General features: G+C 45.5%; 18 protein-coding genes, 1 pseudogene and 1 other annotated feature. Of the genes and pseudogenes, 2 read left to right on the forward strand and 17 right to left on the reverse strand.

The genetic code is table 11. The features are described from left to right. The 15 genes from ACTNC0_RS03705 to nikB all read right to left on the reverse strand — a co-directional run. A partial coding sequence (locus ACTNC0_RS03705) for a sigma-70 family RNA polymerase sigma factor (protein WP_441086382.1) occupies positions 1-364 on the reverse strand: 364 nt, incomplete at its 3' end. Between the two features lie 2 nt (positions 365-366). Then, entirely contained in the window at positions 367-792 is a 426-nt protein-coding gene (gene spoIIAB, locus ACTNC0_RS03710; protein ID WP_441086383.1) for an anti-sigma F factor, read from the reverse strand. Positions 793-824: 32 nt separating this feature from the next. Further along, positions 825-1,130 carry an anti-sigma factor antagonist gene (locus ACTNC0_RS03715; protein WP_117675281.1) on the reverse strand — a complete coding sequence of 102 codons (306 nt, stop codon included), beginning with the start codon at positions 1,128-1,130 and terminating at the stop codon, positions 825-827. Between the two features lie 115 nt (positions 1,131-1,245). Next, the gene (locus tag ACTNC0_RS03720; RefSeq protein WP_441086384.1) at positions 1,246-2,640 is read right to left on the reverse strand and encodes a tetratricopeptide repeat protein; all 1,395 of its coding nucleotides are present in this window, start codon (positions 2,638-2,640) and stop codon (positions 1,246-1,248) included. A gap of 10 nt (positions 2,641-2,650) precedes the next feature. Then, positions 2,651-2,803, reverse strand: coding sequence for a hypothetical protein (locus tag ACTNC0_RS03725; RefSeq protein ID WP_181977667.1), 153 nt, complete (start codon positions 2,801-2,803; stop codon positions 2,651-2,653). Next, the gene (locus ACTNC0_RS03730; RefSeq protein WP_441086385.1) at positions 2,800-4,098 is read right to left on the reverse strand and encodes a bifunctional folylpolyglutamate synthase/dihydrofolate synthase; all 1,299 of its coding nucleotides are present in this window, start codon (positions 4,096-4,098) and stop codon (positions 2,800-2,802) included. Before ACTNC0_RS03730 ends, ACTNC0_RS03725 begins: the two co-directional genes overlap by 4 nt. A 210-nt stretch (positions 4,099-4,308) precedes the next feature. Continuing rightward, positions 4,309-6,333, reverse strand: a complete 2,025-nt coding sequence (locus tag ACTNC0_RS03735) for an LTA synthase family protein (protein WP_441086386.1) — start codon at positions 6,331-6,333, stop codon at positions 4,309-4,311. 12 nt (positions 6,334-6,345) lie between these two features. Further along, positions 6,346-9,000 (reverse strand): valine--tRNA ligase, encoded by a 2,655-nt coding sequence (locus tag ACTNC0_RS03740; protein ID WP_025579947.1) that lies wholly within the window; start codon positions 8,998-9,000, stop codon positions 6,346-6,348. 120 nt (positions 9,001-9,120) lie between these two features. Then, positions 9,121-9,354 (reverse strand) — a binding site (T-box leader). Between the two features lie 168 nt (positions 9,355-9,522). After that, positions 9,523-10,599 carry a M42 family metallopeptidase gene (locus tag ACTNC0_RS03745; protein ID WP_118572133.1) on the reverse strand — a complete coding sequence of 359 codons (1,077 nt, stop codon included), beginning with the start codon at positions 10,597-10,599 and terminating at the stop codon, positions 9,523-9,525. A gap of 16 nt (positions 10,600-10,615) precedes the next feature. Further along, the gene (locus ACTNC0_RS03750; protein ID WP_055057295.1) at positions 10,616-11,410 is read right to left on the reverse strand and encodes a creatininase family protein; all 795 of its coding nucleotides are present in this window, start codon (positions 11,408-11,410) and stop codon (positions 10,616-10,618) included. A gap of 124 nt (positions 11,411-11,534) precedes the next feature. After that, positions 11,535-13,130, reverse strand: coding sequence for an ABC transporter substrate-binding protein (locus ACTNC0_RS03755; RefSeq protein ID WP_441086387.1), 1,596 nt, complete (start codon positions 13,128-13,130; stop codon positions 11,535-11,537). Between the two features lie 58 nt (positions 13,131-13,188). Next, the gene (locus ACTNC0_RS03760) at positions 13,189-14,166 is read right to left on the reverse strand and encodes an ABC transporter ATP-binding protein (RefSeq protein WP_186994514.1); all 978 of its coding nucleotides are present in this window, start codon (positions 14,164-14,166) and stop codon (positions 13,189-13,191) included. A gap of 1 nt (position 14,167) precedes the next feature. Next, positions 14,168-15,151 carry an ABC transporter ATP-binding protein gene (locus ACTNC0_RS03765; protein WP_055057292.1) on the reverse strand — a complete coding sequence of 328 codons (984 nt, stop codon included), beginning with the start codon at positions 15,149-15,151 and terminating at the stop codon, positions 14,168-14,170. Between the two features lie 20 nt (positions 15,152-15,171). After that, positions 15,172-16,071 carry an ABC transporter permease gene (locus tag ACTNC0_RS03770; protein WP_055057291.1) on the reverse strand — a complete coding sequence of 300 codons (900 nt, stop codon included), beginning with the start codon at positions 16,069-16,071 and terminating at the stop codon, positions 15,172-15,174. 14 nt (positions 16,072-16,085) lie between these two features. Beyond that, positions 16,086-17,033, reverse strand: coding sequence for a nickel ABC transporter permease (gene nikB / locus ACTNC0_RS03775; protein WP_055057290.1), 948 nt, complete (start codon positions 17,031-17,033; stop codon positions 16,086-16,088). 282 nt (positions 17,034-17,315) lie between these two features. Here nikB and ACTNC0_RS03780 point away from each other — a divergent pair, with 282 nt between their 5' ends. Further along, complete coding sequence (locus ACTNC0_RS03780; RefSeq protein ID WP_055057289.1) at positions 17,316-18,383, forward strand: hypothetical protein; 1,068 nt, start codon at positions 17,316-17,318, stop codon at positions 18,381-18,383. Between the two features lie 77 nt (positions 18,384-18,460). Here the strand turns inward: ACTNC0_RS03780 and ACTNC0_RS03785 are convergent, their stop codons facing one another. Then, positions 18,461-19,177, reverse strand: coding sequence for a GntR family transcriptional regulator (locus ACTNC0_RS03785; RefSeq protein ID WP_055057288.1), 717 nt, complete (start codon positions 19,175-19,177; stop codon positions 18,461-18,463). Between the two features lie 112 nt (positions 19,178-19,289). On the opposite strand from ACTNC0_RS03785, the gene ACTNC0_RS03790 reads away from it, so the two are divergent. Further along, positions 19,290-19,640, forward strand: coding sequence for a fibronectin type III domain-containing protein (locus ACTNC0_RS03790; protein ID WP_055057287.1), 351 nt, complete (start codon positions 19,290-19,292; stop codon positions 19,638-19,640). A 272-nt stretch (positions 19,641-19,912) separates the two neighbouring features. On the opposite strand, the pseudogene ACTNC0_RS03795 reads toward ACTNC0_RS03790, so the two are convergent. Further along, positions 19,913-20,662 (reverse strand): annotated as a pseudogene (locus ACTNC0_RS03795) (glucose PTS transporter subunit EIIB); the annotation flags it as partial. Between the last annotated feature and the right edge of the window lie 2 nt (positions 20,663-20,664).

The raw sequence follows: 20,664 nt of genomic DNA on the forward strand, positions 1-20,664 counted from the left end.
TTACCGGTTCTCTCCCCAGTTCTTTTTCCAGTTTTTCCCTTGCGCTATAAATCTTGACACAATTTTCTTTCAGGCTCCTGCTTACTTTTAATATTCCATCATCCCGAAGATATCTCTTAATCTCACCTGCGATCATCGGTACTGCATAAGTTGAAAATTTCACTTCAAATGAAGCATTAAAATGGTCTACTGCCTTAAGCAGGCCAATACTTCCTATCTGAATAAGATCTTCCATTTCCACCCCGCGCCCGACAAATCTTTTCGCCACACTGTATATCAATCCTGTATTTTCTTCAAACACTGTATCTCTTGCCTTTTTATCTCCCTGTTGCGATTTTATGATCAAAGCAAGAGTATGATCCATTATTACCTCCCGATTGTTTTTTTCATATGAACCGTTGTTCCATCCCCCACCTGTGATTCCACATTCACCTCGTCCATAAATGCTTCCATAAAGGTAAATCCCATCCCGGACCTGTCCTTCTCCGGCTTGGTAGTAAACATCGGTTCCATGGCTTTCGAAATATCTTCTATCCCTATTCCTTTATCAATTACATCAACCCATATGATCCGCCCCTGCATTCTGCACCGGACTTCTATTTTCTGCACTTTTCCTTCATAGGCATGAATAATACAATTTGTAACAGCTTCTGATACCGCAGTTTTCAGATCTGACACCTCTTCCAAAGTAGGGTTTAACTGAGTACAGAAAGCTGCCACAGCTACTCTTGCAAGTCCCTCATTTTCAGGCCTGCTGTCAAATACGATCTTCATTTCATTGGTATTTTCCATAATATCTGCCTCCCCCCTCATCTAAGTACCCATTAACATATTTCCACAAACTTATATACTCCGGACAAATGCAAAAGCTTCTCAATATAAGAATTCACCCCTGTCGCCTGTATGCAGTCACCCCTCATTCCCATCATCCGGTATCTTCCCATGAGCAGTCCGATACCCGAACTGTCCATAAATGTCGTTCCAGAAAAATCAAAAGTAATTGTCCGGATATATTTTTTTCTGATAATCTCATCAGAATCTCTGCGGATCTCATCTGTTACCATATGATCCACTTCTTTTGGCAAATGAATAATCAGACAGTTTCCCTGTATTTCAAATCTGTTTTCCATAAAACTTCTCCTCTCTATAACACAAAAGAGATGCATATATTACATGCATCTCTTTTGTATCTTTCCATATTATGATATCAGGGTCAAAATATCTTTTGTCCCTAACTTGATATTATCAGTAACCTGCATCGTCATAGGAACTTTCATCATAGTTTTCACTATCATAACTTCCATCATCGGAACCGTCGTCATAACTTCCGCTATCATAAGAGCTGTCATCATAGGAAGTGTCATCATAATTTCCACTGTCATAAGAACTCATATCATAGCTTCCTTCATCTGTCACATCCGAAGAAGAATCCCCTGATGTATCTACACTATCTCCATTGTCATTAACATCTGTACTGTCAGTTCCATCTGCTGATGTGCCATCCGTAGTTTCTTCGATTCCAGTCGTTCCCGTACTGTTACAGATAGTATTATAAATTCCCTTCAGATCCGCTGACAGCAGATCCGCATAGACATTCTGAATCTTAAGCGCCGCTTCATCCATATTCTGCTGCTGTAACGCCGCATATGCCTCGATCAGAGCTTCATAACTGCTGCTCTTTTTCTTCTCTTCTTCAATCTGCTTTGATGCCGCCTCTACAGTATCCCCGGACTCCTGCGCCTGACTCTGCGCTTTCGTCAGCTCTGCTCCCTGACTCGACACCGCATCACTATATTTCACGATCTGCTGATTCGCTTCTCTGTATATTCCCTGACGTATCGCAGGAACAGCCAGAAGATAAAACGCCAGTAAGCCTGCCGCAAATCCGGCAATCAGAGTAAAGAACAGAGACACGCTCGATTTCTCTTTATACTGCGGCGTGCGGATTACCATATCACTCTCACTGCTGTCCACCTGTTTTTTACTTCTTTTATTCTGGCGGTCCAGACGTGTTGATACACCGGTCTGTTCATCAATCTCACTTAAAAATCGAAGCGTCGTTGTATTTGTTTTATCAATCTTCGCAGCTTTCCTTAAAGTCCGCCTTGCCTTGTTATATTCTCCCTCTTTGATCTGCACCAGTGCAAGAAGGTGATAGCCCTTTATCAGCTTTGGATTCTGTGTAAGAATCTTCTTCAGCCTGATAGCCGCCATATCCTCATGACCTTCCCGGCAAAGATTCAACGCATCATTATATTTTCTGATCGTCTCATTGATTGCTTCAAGTTTATTGGAATTCGCCTGCAATTTATCAATATATTCCGATGCCAGATTTCTGGACGGCTGCAGATTCTTGCTGATTACCCATTCACTGAGTGCAGCCACAACTTCTCCTGTCTCAAAATACACCAGTCCAAGAAGATTTCTTGCCTGAATATTATGCTTATTATACATGAGGCTCTGCTTCAGACAGCTGATTGCCCCTGAAAGATCGCGGACACTGGCTTTCTCCAGACCCTCGTTATAGCACTTTCTGGAAAGATAATCTACCTTCTTCTGAATCAGTACATTACATCCACATTTCGGACAGTAATCCAGATCCTTGTCTATCAGGAACGCACCGCAATTCATACAATTCATGTGTTTCTCCTTATTTTACCCGTCTTCCGCTCTTCGCTTCCCGGAGAACCTCCTGAAGAACATCCAGAATATCTGTCAGTTCTCTGTCATAGATTGCGCCCTCCGCATCTGCCACGTCCAGACATGGTTCAAATTTCTTCAGTTCCTCTTCATAGTCTATCATTTCTTATTTCTCCTGATAATGTCTTTAATCTCACCAACAAGATACAGTGAACCCACGCAGAAAAGCATGCCATCTTCTCCCTTTGCTTCTAAAGCTTTGGAAAACGCCTGGTTAATATCCTCCACAGCTTCCACTGATGCAGTTCCTGCCTCCGTAAAAAGTTTTGCAAATCTCTCTGCCGGAACTTCACGGTATCCGCCTACAGAAGTCACCACCACATGGCGGAAAGTGATTCTGCTGCAGATCGTATGTATCATATCCGTATAGTCTTTATCATCTACCGCTGAGAAAAGTAACGTCAACGGACATTCTTTCTGGAAATGTTCCGCTGTTTCCACAAATTTCTCTACTCCATCTTCATTATGCGCACCGTCCACGATCACGCCAGGAAGTACTGTTTCCATTCTTCCCTGCCAGCGTGTTCTGGCTATTCCCTCATGAATCTTATCCACAGACACAGGAATCACACCCCGCAAAACTTCTATCGTCTTCAGGGCAAGCACACTGTTCATTACCTGATATTTCGCAATAAACGGAATTGAGAAAACTGTATCCCCATAATACTCATTTCGGAATGAAAAATCAATGCCTGCCGAAGTATTTCTGATAATTTCCGTATCTGTTCTCTTTACCTCATAAGCCGGACTTCCCATTTCTTTCGCCTTTGCAGAAATCACTTGCGCTGCATCCGGATCATTTCCATCATAGATTACCGGAACACCAGAAACAATAATTCCCGCCTTCTCTCCTGCGATCTTGGCAACTGTGTCACCCAGATACTGCATATGATCTAGACTGATAGAAGTAATGACACAGGCAACCGGATTCTCCACCGCAGTCGTTGCATCCATTCTGCCGCCAAGGCCTGTTTCCAGAGTTACATAATCCACTCCTGCCTCTGCAAAAATCACCATTCCCATCAGAAACAGCATTTCAAAATAAGTCGGATGATAGCTTCCCTCTGCAACCAGTTCATCTGCAAGTGCTTTTACTTTCTCAAAAGCTTTCAGAAATGTATCATTGTCAATATTTACTTCATTGATCTGGAATCTCTCATTGATCTCAACCAGATGAGGAGAAGTAAACAATCCACAGGAGTAACCCGCTTCCCTGAGAATAGATGTCAGGAATGCGCAGGTACTTCCTTTTCCATTTGTTCCCGCCACATGGATAACTTTAAATTTATCCTGTGGATTTCCAAGTCTTCTTAAACATTCTTTCGTGTGATCCAGACTGTTCTTCTTTGTAAATTTCGGAGTTTCATCAATATAAGCAACTGCTTCTTCGTAATTCATAAAAAATTCCACCACTTATCTATAATGTATTTGAGGTATCCAGGCTCCCAAGTTCAAAAAGTCGTTCGTGCCTGCACGATAAGACTTTTGAACTTGGGACCCGCCGGGATAATCCCGTAACTTTTCTAGTTACTCTAACATTATATAATAGTGGTGGAAGATGTCCAGTACCAATCGTAATATTTTATCCGACAAAATCTGGTTTCGCTGTTATTCCGTATCGGTATTGTTATTTAATTTCCATTTATTCTCTGAATAAAGCGCATAGCAGGAACGGTCATAACTCTTACTTAATGGTTTTCTTGTCGAACTGTTACTTCGCTGGATTACCGCCAGCCTGTCAAAATCATTCAGCTCTGTACCCGTAATCATCAGCGTAGTCGGATTGACATAAACCGTATCGTACCATTCTCCGTTCAGTTTCACTTCACTCGACGGTGTAAATTCCGTTCCCTTGATGTAATATGTATGATCTGTCTCCGAAATACGCTGAATAGAATCCAGTGTCACATCATAGATTCCCATACGCATTCTGGTGCGAAGATAAGGACTCTCACCTCCGTAAGAATAACGTTCTCCGTACAGCAGGTCATACTGTAAGGTTTCCAGATCCACCTGATAATTCTTGGTATTTCTTCTTGCCTGATGATAACGGAAAATCGTTCCCTCATGGATTCCCACACGGTCCATGACTTCTGCGGCCATCTGGTAGGCAGCCAAGTTTTCATTCTTCTTCTGAAGTCCAAAATTATCCCACATGACATATTCTGTCTGGAACAGATACTTATTATCCAGATCCTCGACAGTCAGTCCCATGGTCGGAAGATGGTCACCATACATAACCAGAACAACGTCCTCAGGATAATCTGCAAGCTTGTCTGTCAGCTCTTTGACAAAATTATCCATCTCATGGATCTCATTTACGTAATATTCCCATTTATTGTTCTCTTCCTCAGTCGGTGCACCGGAAACTGTGATCTCAGGATCCTCCAGAATCTGCTCATCCGGATATGCACCATGTCCCTGTACGGAAATAGTATATACATAATCCGGTCCCTCAGTGGAATCCAGACATTTCAGGATTTCATCTGTCAGAACCTCATCCTTTACCCAGCCATTTGGATTCTTCTCATTCTCTCTTGCCATGTACTCTTCGGAAGTAAAAGTATCAAATCCGAGATTCGGGAAAATAGATCTTCTTCCATAGAAGTTTGCTTCATTATTATGAACCGCATGAGTGGTATAACCCAGATTCTTCAGTACGTAAGGTGCACTCTCACAGGTAGTCTCTCTCAGAATACTCTTATAAGGATATTCCCCGGGTCCGAAATAATGCATACTCATTCCTGTAATGGATTCAAACTCTGTATTGGCAGTACCTGCACCGACAGAGGGAACCTTATAATATCCTGAAGAATATTCCTCCATCAGCTTACGGAATGTCGGAATCGGGTCTTCTGAAATATTCAGGTAATTAACCAGCGTAGGATCAAAGAATGATTCCAACTGCAAAAACAGAATATTCGGACGCTTTTCTTCCTGCGTTTCCGGGAGATTCTTTTCCGTCTTCTCAATTCTTTTGATTTCTTTCTCAGAATAATCTCTCGGACAACTGATTCCCGTATTAAAAATCGTAGTTGTCAGACAGTAAGGATATCCATAATCCTCATATGCAAAAGCAATATTTCCAAAGTAATTGGAAAGCACCCTCTTCTCTAACGCCAGCTGTGTACTTCCTACAAAAAGAGCAACTGCCAGCAGAATCAGAGGAATATTATAGCGGTATTTAATTTTGTTCTGATACTTCGGTCCTTTAATAAGCAGAATCAACAGTAAGATGACAAGAATCCCAAACAGGATGCAGACTGCCACAACACCTGCAGCAGGCAGGTATTTATTGGCAATCTTTAATGCATCTGTTATCAGATGCAGATCCGGCCCGGTAAAAGGTGTAACACGGTTCAGCAGAAGAACACCGTTGATAATGGCCAGTATCAGCCAGAACAACGTAACCAGTACTCTCCAGAATACTCTCCTGTGAAACAGATAAACAATCAGTGACGAAGTGAAAATGAAAGCTGCATTATACGCAAAAACCAGCGGTTTCTCAGTCATATAATTCCAGGCTTCTATAAACGAGTGACGGCAGATTGCCTCCATAACAAAATATCCCGCTGCGCTGGCAAGTACATGGAGTAAAAGGGAGATTTTGTTACAAATCTTATACAATTTCATCTAAACACTCCCTTATTTCTTAAGCTGCTCTAACTGTCCTTTAACCTTATCCATCATTTCTTTATATTTCGCAAGTTTGTCTTTCTCCGCATCCACCTTGGCAGCAGGTGCCTTGTTTACGAAGTTCGGATTATTCAGCATACCTTCACATCTTGCGATCTCTTTTGTGAGACGTTCTGTTTCTTTTGTAAGACGTTCAATCTCTTTATCTTTGTCGATCAGGTCTTCCAACGGCATATATACAACCGCATTGGAAACAACTACTGAAACTGCATCTTCACTGATTCCGTTCTTGTCTGTCTGTACCAGAATCTCTTTTGCAAATGCAAGATTTACAAAGGATTTCTTGCTGTTCTCATACATTGCTGCTGTTTCAGCATCCTTTGCCACAATATGCAGGCTTGTCTTGCGGTTATTAGGAACATTCATCTCTGTTCTGGTATTACGGATACCTCTTACAACCTCTTTGAAGCCCTCGATTGCTTTCTCAGCATCCGGGAAGTTTCTCTCTTCTCTGTATACAGGCCATTCGGAGATCATAATAGACTCTTCTTCAGGAAGAAGTGTGCAGTAGATTTCCTCTGTGATAAACGGCATATACGGATGAAGAAGCTTCAGACCTTCTGTCAGAGCTGTTCTTAATGTCCAGAGTGCATCATTTGCAGCCTTCGGATCTTCCTCTGCCTTCCACAGACGAACCTTAGCCATCTCAATATACCAGTCGCAGAGTTCATCCCACAGGAAGTCATAAACCTTCTGTACTGCAATACCAAGTTCATATTTTTCCATGTTCTCTGTAGCTTCGCGGATCACTGTATTTAAGTGAGACAGAATCCATTTATCCTCTGCACAGAGATCATTTAAGTTCTCCGGCTCTGTCACTGTCTTGCCTTCCAGGTTCATCATGATGAAACGGGAAGCATTCCAGATCTTGTTTGCGAAGTTACGGCTTGCTTCTACCTTTTCCCAGTAGAAACGCATATCATTTCCAGGTGCATTACCTGTCATCAGAGTAAGACGAAGAGCATCTGCGCCGTATTTATCAATAACCTCCAGAGGATCTATACCGTTTCCAAGAGACTTACTCATCTTACGTCCCTGGGAGTCACGTACCAGACCATGGATCAGTACATGATGGAACGGAACCTGATCAGTCTGCTCCAGAGCAGAGAATACCATACGGATAACCCAGAAGAAGATAATGTCATATCCTGTAACAAGTACATCTGTCGGATAGAAATATTCCAGTTCCGGTGTTTTCTCCGGCCAGCCAAGTGTGGAGAATGGCCATAATGCAGAACTGAACCAGGTATCCAGTGTATCCTCATCCTGATGAAGATGTGTACATCCGCATTTCGGGCATTTCTCAGGCATTTCTCTTGCAACTACTACTTCACCGCACTCATCACAGTAATAAGCCGGAATTCTGTGTCCCCACCATAACTGTCTGGAAATACACCAGTCGCGGATATTCTCAAGCCAGTGAAGATACGTCTTGTCAAAACGGGACGGAACGAATTTCAGATCTCCGTCATCCAGAGCTTTGATTGCAGCCTTTGCCATCTCGTCCATCTTTACAAACCACTGTGGCTTGATCATAGGCTCTACCGTTGTGCCGCAGCGGTCATGAGTTCCAACGCTGTGGTTGTGAGGAACTACTTTTACCAGAAGTCCAAGTTCTTCCAGATCTGCTACCATTGCCTTACGTGCTTCGTAACGGTCCATACCAGCGTATTTTCCACCAAGCTCGTTGATGGTCGCATCGTCATTCATAATGTTGATCTCTTCCAGATTGTGACGGCGTCCAACCTCAAAGTCGTTAGGGTCATGAGCAGGTGTGATCTTTACACATCCTGTTCCGAATTCTTTGTCTACATATTCATCAGCGATCACCGGAATCTCTCTGTCTGTGAGAGGAAGCTTCAGCATCTTGCCGATGAGATCCTTGTAGCGCTCATCTTCCGGATTTACGGCAACAGCAGTATCACCCAACAGGGTTTCCGGACGTGTAGTTGCGATCTCTACGAAACGTCCCTCTTCCCCTACGATCGGGTAATTGATGTGCCAGAAGAATCCATCCTGATCCTCATGCTCAACCTCTGCATCAGAGATGGAAGTCTGGCATACAGGACACCAGTTGATAATTCTGGAACCTTTGTAGATATAGCCTTTTTCATATAATTTGATAAATACTTCCTGTACTGCCTTGGAACATCCCTCATCCATTGTGAAGCGTTCTCTCTCCCAGTCTGCAGAAGCACCCAGTTTCTTCAACTGATTGATGATCTTTCCGCCGTACTCCTCCTTCCATGCCCATGCATGTTTTAAGAATTCCTCACGGCCGATATCGTGTTTGTCGATACCTTCTTTTTTCAGCTTGTCGATAACCTTAACCTCTGTAGCAATTGCTGCATGGTCAGTTCCCGGCTGCCATAATGCTTCATAGCCTTGCATTCTCTTGAAACGGATCAGGATATCCTGCATAGTTTCATCCAGCGCATGTCCCATATGAAGCTGACCGGTTACGTTTGGCGGCGGCATAACAATAGTAAACGGTTTCTTGTCCGGGTTTACTTTTGCATGGAAATATCCATTGTCCATCCATTTTGTGTAAAGACGCTCTTCGATTCCCTTAGGATCGTAGGTTTTTGCAAGTTCTTTGCTCATAATGTCCTCCTGATATTCTATATCTGTAATAAAAGTATCTGCGAATCACTCCGCTGTAAAGCAGCCCACGGCTCTATAAGCTTATTCGATTAAAAAACGCCCTTTACACGCATTATACGTGCAAAGGGCGATATAAATCGCGGTACCACCTTAGTTTGTCTCTCATTCCCTTAACGCGGGATACGTGAAAGCCTACCATGCGCGTATATGAATCTCAGTATTATCATACCACTCACTTCAGCCTCCCGGCTCCAAAGCTACCTTCAGCGCTTCTGTTCCCGGGAAACCTTCCAGCTTATAAGCTTCCCTCTCTGTGGGGCATTACCGCCTACTCCTCTTTTTCACAGCCTTTTTCTGGATTCTACTATAATGAAAAAAGGCTCTTTTGTCAAGAATGTTTGCGGGGATTTCACAAATATTATCTGTACCAATTCCACGGAAGTACATGATTGACAAAGTTTCCTGCGCCCATTTCAGTCCTTGCTTTGCTGCTTTTCCTCTCACACAATCTGATTACTTCACTTAGAAGCTTCCAATCACATCGGCATTTAATCTCTTAATAATTTCCACAGCCAGCTTCACACCGTTTTCGTAATCTGCGTAGGCAGAAATTCCGTAGTGGGTGTGTGCATAACGAACCGGAACACCGATAACGATGGTGGGAACGCCCTTGCCTGACAGGTGAATGTTGGCGCCGTTGGTGCTTCCGCCGGAGCGAACCGCATCCTGTACCGGAATGCCAAGTTCCCCGGCAAGCGCCAGTGCATAGCGCTGATACCGCGGATTGGTGATCATGCGGGCATCCACGTGGCGAAGCATCGGTCCTTTTTTGATGGCCGTCTGAACCATGTAGGCTTCCACACAGGTATCGTCTGCAGGACAGCCCTCAAACACAATGGCGATGTCCGGATTCACGGTACGACAGGTTACTTGAGAACCGCGGGTGCCGACCTCTTCCTGAGAACAGCATGCACCGACCACATCCACAGCCAGCTCTTCTCCCTGCAGCTCACGCAGAGTGCTGACAATGGAGGCGCAGCCGAGACGGCAGTCGAAGCTTTTTCCCACCATCAAATCATGCTTTTCATCGTAGGTAAAGGTTACATCCGGCACAACCGGCTCGCCGATACGGATATGGAACTCATTTTCCGCTTCTTCCTTAGACACTGCGCCCACATCTACCGTAATGTTTTCGAATACCAGCGGAGCCTTGCGCTCTGCCTCCGTCATATAGTGAGGAGGCTTGCTGGCAACGATGCCGGGAATGTACTCGCCCAGCGCATTTCTTACCCATACCTTATGGGCAGGTACATTGCTGGTCACCCAGCCGCCCAGGGGGATAATGCGGAGGTTTCCGTCAGGACGGATTGCCTGTACCATGAAAGCAACCTCATCACTGTGTCCGTCCAGCTGTACCACCGGACGGTTTCCTTTGTTTTCTTTGCGGTAAATATAAAAATTGCGAAGACTGTCTTCTCTGAGTTCTCCCAGTCCTTCTGCATGTCTGCGGATCTGCGCCACCACATCATCCTCAAATCCCGGTGCGCCGTTGGCATTGGAAATATCCGCAATCAATTCCAGATTCTGTCTCTTATCCATTTTCATCGAGCCTCTCTTATTTTCCTAATACGTTATTATGAATTACCTTTTCTAAATCTACTTTCTTGAATTCTTCTGCAAAATCCACAATATAATCCGCACAGGTCTGCAGCATTTCCTGTCCCCATTCAACGGTTGCTTTCTTCGGATGGTCTGGTCCGATCCAGCCATTGTCGGTTACGTTTGGTGTGCTGCGAAGCACTTCCACTTCAACACCTTTGAATTTCACGGTACGGAAGCCCGTAGCCACCAGATTTTCATTTAAGTCCTTTAATTTCAGAGGCTCCTCTGTGAGCTCGCTGTAATCAATCAGGTCAGGATTCACGCCCATGATGCCGGCTGTCTCTTCTGCGCCGCCATGGCCGCCCTTCCATTCCGGTTTCATATCCCAGGCCATCAGCCACCAGTTCAGCATAACCACCAATGCGCCCTTTTTCTCAAAATCCAGGCCCACACGCTCGATGGTCTTAATGTTTCCGCCGTGGCCGTTTAATACCAGGATTTTGCGTGCGCCATGGTTGTAAAGATTCTCAACAACCTTGTACAGCAGGTTATATAACAGCTCGGTTCCCAGGTTAATGGTTCCCGGATATGGCTCCAGGCACTCGCAGGCGCCGTATGGAATTGTCGGAGCAATCAGAACGTCACTTTTCTCTTCAATTAATTCAAGAAGACGGTCCGGAATCAGGGTATCGGTTCCCAGCGGCATATGTCTTCCGTGGCATTCAATACTTCCGATGGATACGATCACCATATCGTTTTCTTCAAAATATTTCTGTGCTCTTGGCCATGTAATATTCGCTAATCTCATGTCTTTGTTCTCCTTTGTCTTTGCTTTTTTATTTCATAATCGTTTGGCACTCTGCCAAGCAATTATTTACTTTTTAAATGAGGATGTCCTAAAATAAGACACCCCCACTCATTTCTTAATTCAATTATTCGGCAACTTTAACCTGATCCAGCTTGTGGTATCCGATTGGGTCGACCACGAAGTTCTCTACCTTGTTGCTTGCGCCTACTAAGATACTGCTGTAGTAAAGAGGAGCGTTGTTGTTGATTTCTTTTAATTTTACTGCCAGATCTGCGTAGATCTTTTCTCTGGCTGCAGAATCTGTATTGGAACGTCCTTCCTCAACTAATTTGTCAACATCCGGATCTGCAAGGAAGGAACGGTTTCCTGCAGCTCCCTGCTGAGAGGAGTGCTCCAGAGAGTAATAGGTATAGTCAGCATCGATGGTAGATGTTACCCATCCCATGAATCCCATGTCAAAGTCTCCGGCAGATGTCTTGTCGATGAAGCTTCCGAATTCCATAACCTCTACTTCACAGTTAATTCCAACCTCTGCAAGCATAGCCTGGATTGCCTGACATGCCTCTGTACGTTCCTGGTTGTCGTTTACACAGATGCTTGTGTCAAATCCGTCTGCATAGCCGGCCTCTGCAAGAAGCTCTTTTGCTTTTTCAGGATCATATTCGTATGCTCCCGGGCTGCTGTAGCCGAATACTGCCGGTGCGATGATAGCATCTGCCACCTGACCTGCACCGTTGATGATGGTATCTACCAGTAACTGACGGTCGATTGCCAGGTTGATTGCTTCACGAACACGGATATCATCAAAAGGTTTCTGTTTCATGTTCATGGTAACATAATAGCAGGACAGTGACGGAGCTTCCAGAAGCTGTAAGTCTGCATTGTCTGCAACTTTGTCTTTGTCATTTGCAATGATATCATAAGCCAGGTCGATTTCGCCTGTTTCCAGAGCGATGGTTCTCTGAGCTGCTTCCGGGATAACCTTCATCTGCAGGTACTTTGTTGCCGGAGCGCCTGCATAGTAATCGTCAAATGCTTCCAACTTCACAGAGTCACCCTGTTTCCACTCAACAAATTTGTATGGGCCGGAACCAACCGGATGGGTCTTGAAGCCTTCTTCGTCAGCTTCCACAACTGCCTTCGGAACGATGGCGGCAAACGGTACTGCCAGGTTTCTAAGAGTCGGTGCGTATGGAGCATCGGTTGTTACGGTTACAGTGTAGTCATCATTTACTTCTACCGTATCAATAAAGTCGACTACGTAAGAAACTGCGGCAGAGTTGATGGCTCTTTCCAGAGAGAATTTAACGTCCTCTGCTGTCAGGTCAGAACCGTCATGGAACTTGATTCCCTGTCTGATCTTGAATACGTAGGTCTTATCATCGGTCTGCTCCCAGGATTCTGCAATCTGCGGCTCAACCTCATTGGTCTCAGGGTTAACGATGGTCAGAGTATCAAAAATATTGTTTGTTACCTGAACTGCCGGTGTTTCTTTTCCCTGATGCGGGTCCATGGAGGTTACGTCAGCGCCCTGTCCCCAGACAATCGTGTCTTTGTAGCCGCCTGCGCTCTCCTGTGTGCTTTCTTCCGTTGTTGCCACAGCGTCTTCCTTTGGTTTTGCAGCGCCATCATCCTTTTTTCCGCCGCCGCATGCTGTCATAGAAACTGCCATAGTAGCAGCCAGTAACAGCGCCAGTGCTTTTCTCACATGATTTTTCATAGCTCTCTCCTTTTCATTCTTTATTTACATAAAAGCCATTTTTCTGACTTTCGTGTACTTATTTATCAAACTCCCCGATTCGCATACAGGATACGAAATGTCCCGGCTCCACCTCTGTCAGATGGATATCCGGACTGCCGCACACCTCCGTCGCATAAGGACAGCGCTTTGCAAAACGGCATCCCGGCTCCGGGTCAATAGGGGAAGTAATCTCACCCTTCATCATAATTCGTTCCATCGGATAATCCGGGTCCGGAATGGGAATCGCTGACAAAAGTGCTTTTGTGTAGGGATGTACCGGATTCTTAAAGAGCATCTCTGTGGGTGCCATCTCCACCATCTGTCCCAGGTACATAACCATAATCTGGTTAGAAAAATGCTTTACAACCGATAGGTCATGGGTAATGAACATATAGGTCAGATCCAGCTCATCCTGCAAATCCTGCATCAGGTTCAGAATCTGTGCCTGAATGGACACGTCCAGAGCGGAAACCGGCTCATCGCATACGATGAATTTGGGCTTCAATGCCAGTGCACGGGCAATTCCGATACGCTGTCTTCTTCCGCCGTCCAGCTCATGGGGGTAGGAGTTGGTCAGACGCTCTGCCAGACCCACCAGATTCATCAGCTCATGGACTCTTTTCTGAAGTCCTTCCTTATCCTTCTTGTCGTAAATCTTCTGAATCAGCAGGGGCTCCATAATCGCCTCGCTGACAGTCATTCTCGGGTTCAGGGATGCGAAGGGATCCTGAAAGATAATCTGCATTTCCCTTCTTAATTCCTTCATCTTATTCTTATCATAGGAAAGAATGTCATTTCCATCAAAATATACTTTACCGGAGGTCGGCTCATGCAGTCTTAATATGGCTCTTCCCATGGTGGATTTTCCGCAGCCGGACTCTCCAACCACGCCTAATGTCTCTCCCGCGCGGATACTGAAGGATACATCGTCCACCGCGTGAAGGACACCTCCGGGAGTATTAAAATATTTCTTCAGGTGTTCCACCTTCAGCAGTTCTTTGTTCTGATTTTCCATATCAATGCTCCTTTACTTCCGTGGCTTCCGGCAAAATGCAGCGTACCATGTGCTCTCCGCCCACAGACTTCATCTCAGGCACCTTCTCCATACAGGCAGCGGTTGCATATTTACAGCGGTCTGCAAACTTACAGCCCTTGGCCAGATTGGTCGGGTCCGGCATCAGTCCATCGATGGCCTGGAGACGCTCTACCTGCTCTACCAGGTTCGGGATGGATGCCATCAGTCCCTTGGTGTAGGGATGGCGGATATCCTTGTAAACCTCGCGGAGTGTACCGTATTCCACGATTTCCCCGGCATACATAATCGCCACATAATCACAGGTCTGTGCCACAACACCCAGGTCATGGGTAATCAGCAACATAGAGGTATTATCTCTCTTTTTCAGATTCTGAATCAGATCCAGTACCTGTGCCTGAATGGTAACATCCAGCGCTGTGGTCGGCTCATCGGCAATCAGAAGCTTCGGCTGGCATGCAAGAGCAATGGCGATGATTACACGCTGCTTCATACCGCCGGAAAACTGATGGGGATATTCTCTGCCGCGGGCTGCGGGGATACCGACCAGCTCCAGCATCTCATCCGCTTTTTTGACAGCCTCTTCCTTGGAAAGCTTATTATGCTGCAAAATAACCTCCATAATCTGGTCTCGAACGGTCATAACCGGATTCAGGGATGTCATTGGATCCTGGAAAATCATGGAAATCTGTTTTCCTCTGACCTCGCGCATCTCCTGAACACTTTTTTTCAGCAGATCCTCTCCGTCATAGAAAACCTCTCCGCCCTTGATTTTTCCCGGAGGATTGGGCACCAGCTGCATAATACCCTTTGCAAGGGTGGTCTTGCCTGCGCCGGTCTCTCCCACCAGTCCCAGTGTCTTGCCTGTATGAATCTGCAGGCTGACACCGTTTAATGCCTGTACCAGACCGTCATCGGTCTCATAATGAATGACCAGGTCTTTTACATCTAATAAAATATCTGACATGTCTTCTTCCACCTTTCCGATTAATTCTTCAGTCTCGGGTCTAATGCATCACGCAGACCGTCACCCATGACATTCAGTGCAAGGATGGTCAGCATAATTGCAAGTCCCGGAATAACGGTGATGTGCCAGGAGCTTCGGATATAGCTTCTTGCTCCGGAAAGCATCGCGCCCCACTCCGGTGTCGGCGGCTGAATACCAAGTCCCAGGAATGACAGACCGGCGATGGAAAGAATCGCACCTGCCACGCCAAGGGTTACCTGTACTATAATCGGCGCCATGGAGTTCGGAAGGATGTATTTGAAAATAATACGGAAATCACTGGCACCCACAGCCTTTGCCGCTTCAATATATTCCTGTCCCTTAACGGTGAGAATCGGCGCGCGGACGGTTCTGGCAAAAGTCGGCACATAGGAAATACCGATGGCCAGCAGCACGTTCACCAGACTGGTTCCGAAAGCCGCTACGATGGCGATAGCCAGCAGCATGGAAGGAATTGCCAGAAAAACGTCCATGATACGCATGATAACGTTATCTAATTTGCCGCCGTAATAGCCGGCAATGGCTCCGAGCAGACCTCCGACGATACAGGAGAGTGCAATGGATAGAGCTCCCATAAACAAAGAGGAGCGAATCGCCCAGAGAATACGCATCAGCATATCTCTTCCGAACTCATCCTGTCCGAAAATATGCGCCGCACTCGGCGGTGCAAGACGCTCTCTTAGGTTCTGCTTAATAACATAAGTCTCATAAATAGACGGATTCACCGCATCAATGATAATGGTGGCAATGGCAATGACAACCAGTGCCATCAGGAAAATCATTCCCGCAACCGCCAGCTTGTTTTTCTTAAAACGTCTCCAGGTCTCCTGCCATAAAGTACGCTGTTGGGAGGATGGCTGGACTTTTTTTGCTTTACTCATCTGGATACTCCTCCTTATTTCTTCTTATACAGTGATTTGATTCTCGGGTCTACGAAGGCGTATATGATATCTATCGTCAGGTTGACGATGGAGAACATGACCGCCATGAAAACAACCGAGCCGAGAACCATCGGAATATCCTTTGACTTAATGGAATCGACCATCAGTCGTCCCAGTCCTGGCCAGGAGAATACGGTCTCCGTCAGCATGGCGCCGCCAAGCAGTGTACCAAACTGCAGACCGACTGCCGTAACGATGGGAATCAGAGCGTTTTTGAGCATATGACGGAAGGTGATGGTACGCTCGGATACACCTTTTGCTTTCGCCGTATCTATGTAATCCTGATGAATAACCTCCAGCATGGACGAACGGGTCATACGGGTAATGGTTGCCGCACAGCCGGTTCCAAGGGTCAGTGCCGGAAGCACCAGGCTCTTAAGCAGCTCGACTCCACCCTCTCCCATACCCTGAGAAGGCAGCCAGCCAAGATTCAGAGCAAAGACAATAACCACCAGAAGACCAAACCAGAAGTTCGGCATGGAAACACCGATCAGCGAGAGCACCATCGACACATTATCCACAACGGAATACTGCTTCTTCGCCGAAATGATGCCTGCGGGGATACCGATTATCAGGGCCACCAGAATACCGGCCACCGCCAGTACTGCCGTATTTGGGAAACGCTCCATAACCTGATCCCATACACTTAAGTCATTCTTATAGGATGTTCCCAGGTCTCCCTGTACCATGTTGACAACGTATCTGCCGTAACGGACAACCAGCGGATCATTGAGTCCCAGCTCTTCTCTCTTCATCTCCAGGGCTTCCGCAGATGCCTGATCTCCGAGAATCATTGCAGCCGGATCACCCGGTGACAAATTCAGGATGAAAAATACGATGAATGTAACACCCAGAAGCACTGGGATCATCATCAATAGTCTCTTCAAGATATATTTGTACATCTTTTGTTCCTCCTCTTGTAAATTCTTGTGAAAATGTTCCAATGGCAAAACACATATGTCCTGCCCTGGAATACATTTTCCTAAAAAAAAAACGGCACATTCACCCTATCTGCGCCATTGCTTTACCTTATTATAGTAACATATCCGAATTTTGTCAATCTTTTATGTAATTATTTTCATTTTAATTACATTGTCAACAATCTCGTTTACACTTTGGCATATTTGTGCTATAATGTGATTACTAGAAATACACATTTTGAACAAATTGCACAGGAGGCATTTATGAGAGAAATTGGCGGATATTTTCCTTACATTGAAGAACCAGACAACAAAAATCACTATCTTGATGGGCTCTGTCCGCCGGAAGGCGATCTGCGTTTTCTGATGTCCGGACGCTGTGCCAACTATCTGGCACTGGAGGATTTCAAAAAACAACAGCCCCATCCGGTAGCGTATGTCCCCCTTTATACCTGCGAAACTGTCATTGACCCCTTCGTCAAGGCAGGCTATGAGCTTATTTTCTATGATTTCACCAAAGATATGATACCGGTTTTCGATGAATCGGTGCTGGATAAGATTCATCTGATATCCATCTGCGGTTATTACGGCTTTTCCGGCTATGACCGGGAATTTCTGAAGAAATGTGAGGAGCGCGGTATCTGTATCATCGAGGACACCACCCACTCTATTTTCTCCGCGGACGGCATTTACGAGGGATGCACCTACGTTGTGGGAAGCATGCGCAAGTGGCTGGGCGTTTCCTGCGGCGGCTTTGCCATCAAGAAAACCGGCAGCTTCACTCCGTTGATTCTTCCTCCCCACGAGGTCCATCTGAACATGCGCCGTCAGGGCCTGGCGGTAAAGACCGATGCCTTCCGTCATCCGGACACTGTGGCTGCCTCCGTATCCGAGGACGCCTCCAGACTTCTCTGGGATGCCGAGCTGCTTCTGCGTAAGGTTTACGATATCCACGGCTCCGATTCCGAATCAGTGGACATTATCGAATATTATGATTTTGACGCTCTCAAAAGGCAGCGCCGGGAGAACTATCGCTATATGCTGGAGCACTGTCCGAAATCCGATGCCTACACCATTGTATTCCCTTACCTGGACGATGCCACCGTACCAAGCCACTTCACCCTCTACGCCGCAGACCGCGGAAAATTTAAGGAATACCTGAGCCAAAACGGCATCCACGCCACCTCCTACTGGCCGGTGGGTCCCTATATCAATCTGGAAGGACATACGGACTGTGCCTATATTTATGACCATGTGATCTCCATCCCCTGCGACCAGAGATATACCGCCGAGGACATGGCATATATCTGCCGGGTGCTTAAGGACTTTTAACACCGCAGGATATTGATCTTCCGCATTTAACTTAAAAAGGACACCGCCGCTTTTTTTAAGTGACCGTGTCCTTTTTTTTAAAGTGTCTTCTTCAGAAGTCTCCTTCTCGATTCGATTTTATATATCCGCTCTCCGGTCTGTACATAGTGATTTCTCAGGCACAGCACTGCGCTCTCCAAATCAATGCCGCTGAGCTTCTCCAGCAGAAGCTTATGAGCCTCATAATTATCCCCGCGCCGGTAATTGCCGAAGATTTCCTCCGCAGTCTCTCCCTCACGCAACTCAAAGGTATCATTGACCTTCAAAAACATGGCGCCGTTTAACGGGCTTAAGCTCTCCCACATCCGTACCAGACGCTTCATATTCCCCGCGCTGACGATTTCTCTGTGAAACAGCTCATCCATCTGCACCATCTGCAGAAGATTCTTATCCTTCTGGGCGCGCTCCATCCCCTCCAGATAGCTTCTCATGGTTAAAAGGCTGGTATCCGGCAGCCTTCCCCCCGCCTGGCGAAGAGCCATGATTTCCAGATTGCCCCGCAGAAAGAATACCTCATAGGCATCCTCCATAGACAGATTCGTCACGCGGCAACCCTTATTGGATTCGTAGGTCACCAGACCTTCAAATTCCAGAATTTTCAATGCCTCCCGCACCGGTCCCCTGCTGACCTCCATACATTTTGCAACATCACTCTCAATAATCCTGCTGTCTGCCTGCAGCTCGCCGTTTATGATTTTTGCCCGCAGCATATCTGCAACCTTCTCCGACAGTATCTTTTTTTCGCCATTTTTCATATATTTATCCCCTGTCCTTGTAATGAGGACTAATGTCTCTCTGTATGATACAACCTTTTTGTTGTTCTGTCAATGTTTAACAATACTTTTTTCCTGTATTTGTGCTTTTTGTATGCTTTCCGGTGGAAAAGACCAAATCGCCTGCACGGTGGCAACTTCTGTAAAGGTAACCGGTCTGAAGGCTACTGCTTTATCCAAAGGCAGAATCCAGTTAAAATGGACCGGTTATCCTACCAACTACAAAAATGGATATTCCAGATATGTGATCGAGTACAAAACCAGTGCCAAGGGTGCCTATAAACGCCTGAAGTTATCCGGAGATTCCAATGGAAGCTATACCCTGAAATCCCTGAAAAAGGGTAAAACCTACTACTTCCGTATCCGCAGTTATGTAAAGGATACCAACAGCTATGTCAAAGCATACAGTTCTTATTCAAAGGTATTGAAAATTAAAGCAAAATAATATAAAATAGCCATACTGGAAATCAGAAACAGTGGAACAGGACGAAAGACAAGCTTCCGATCATTGGAATCGGTGCCGTATGTAATACAGACGGTACCTGGTATTCCCAGAACAATTTACCAGAGAAATTTCAGAAGCTGATGAATAAACATCACATTCTGGAATACAATAATCAATTTGATCAAAAACATAAAATCACAGAGTATTTTTCCATTGAAAAAAGGCCGCAATGAATGCGGTCTTTTTTGTAAAAAGGGATTTTATCTGCTATATTATTTACAGAGCTTTTTAAACTCATCTGCTACGAACTGAACTTTCGTACCGATTACAACCTGAACAGAATTTTTACCAGGTCTGATCACACCGGCAACACCGGCTGATTTGATTTTCTTTTCATCAACAGCTGTATAGTCTTTGATTTCCAGACGAAGTCTTGTAATGCAGTTATCGATAGATGCAACGTTTCCTTTTCCGCCAACACCTTCTAAGATAATTTTTGCAACTTCTGTAAAGTTATCGTTTGCAAGTTTTACAGTTGTTTCGTCCATATCATCATCTTCTCTTCCAGGAGTCTTCAGATCAAATTTAAGGATTGCAAATCTGAATACTACATAGAATACGATAAATGCTGCGATTCCCAGAGGAATGATCAGCCATGTTTTCTGTGCTGCAGGCAGAGATGCGGAGAACAGAAGGTCTGTTGCACCTGCTGAGAATGAGAAGCCTGCACGGAATCCCAATAATACTGTGACAAATGTAAAGATACCATATAATAATGCATAAATAACATAAAGTCCAGGAGCCAGGAACATGAAACCAAATTCGAACGGCTCTGTAACACCGCAGATAAATGCACAAAGTGCTGCGGAAGCTACCAGACCAATAGCAACTTTTTTCTTATTGTCCTTTGCACACTGGATCATTGCCAGAGCTGCACCAGGAATACCAAACATCATACATGGGAAGAAACCGGACATGTACATTCCAAGGCTCCAGCTTACATCTGCAGATGTTTCACCTGCCG

The sequence above is a fragment of the Blautia sp. HCP3S3_B11 genome (genome assembly GCF_052064435.1).
Classification (GTDB): Bacteria; Bacillota; Clostridia; order Lachnospirales; family Lachnospiraceae; genus Blautia_A.

Coding starts and splice junctions, on each gene's coding strand:
- spoIIAB (WP_441086383.1), bottom strand. CDS start 792: ATGGAAAATACCAATGAAATGAAGATCGTATTTGACAGCAGGCCTGAA.
- ACTNC0_RS03715 (WP_117675281.1), bottom strand. CDS start 1,130: ATGGAAAACAGATTTGAAATACAGGGAAACTGTCTGATTATTCATTTG.
- ACTNC0_RS03720 (WP_441086384.1), bottom strand. CDS start 2,640: ATGAATTGTATGAATTGCGGTGCGTTCCTGATAGACAAGGATCTGGAT.
- ACTNC0_RS03725 (WP_181977667.1), bottom strand. CDS start 2,803: ATGATAGACTATGAAGAGGAACTGAAGAAATTTGAACCATGTCTGGAC.
- ACTNC0_RS03730 (WP_441086385.1), bottom strand. CDS start 4,098: ATGAATTACGAAGAAGCAGTTGCTTATATTGATGAAACTCCGAAATTT.
- ACTNC0_RS03735 (WP_441086386.1), bottom strand. CDS start 6,333: ATGAAATTGTATAAGATTTGTAACAAAATCTCCCTTTTACTCCATGTA.
- ACTNC0_RS03740 (WP_025579947.1), bottom strand. CDS start 9,000: ATGAGCAAAGAACTTGCAAAAACCTACGATCCTAAGGGAATCGAAGAG.
- ACTNC0_RS03745 (WP_118572133.1), bottom strand. CDS start 10,599: ATGGATAAGAGACAGAATCTGGAATTGATTGCGGATATTTCCAATGCC.
- ACTNC0_RS03750 (WP_055057295.1), bottom strand. CDS start 11,410: ATGAGATTAGCGAATATTACATGGCCAAGAGCACAGAAATATTTTGAA.
- ACTNC0_RS03755 (WP_441086387.1), bottom strand. CDS start 13,130: ATGAAAAATCATGTGAGAAAAGCACTGGCGCTGTTACTGGCTGCTACT.
- ACTNC0_RS03760 (WP_186994514.1), bottom strand. CDS start 14,166: ATGGAAAATCAGAACAAAGAACTGCTGAAGGTGGAACACCTGAAGAAA.
- ACTNC0_RS03765 (WP_055057292.1), bottom strand. CDS start 15,151: ATGTCAGATATTTTATTAGATGTAAAAGACCTGGTCATTCATTATGAG.
- ACTNC0_RS03770 (WP_055057291.1), bottom strand. CDS start 16,071: ATGAGTAAAGCAAAAAAAGTCCAGCCATCCTCCCAACAGCGTACTTTA.
- nikB (WP_055057290.1), bottom strand. CDS start 17,033: ATGTACAAATATATCTTGAAGAGACTATTGATGATGATCCCAGTGCTT.
- ACTNC0_RS03780 (WP_055057289.1), top strand. CDS start 17,316: ATGAGAGAAATTGGCGGATATTTTCCTTACATTGAAGAACCAGACAAC.
- ACTNC0_RS03785 (WP_055057288.1), bottom strand. CDS start 19,177: ATGAAAAATGGCGAAAAAAAGATACTGTCGGAGAAGGTTGCAGATATG.
- ACTNC0_RS03790 (WP_055057287.1), top strand. CDS start 19,290: ATGCTTTCCGGTGGAAAAGACCAAATCGCCTGCACGGTGGCAACTTCT.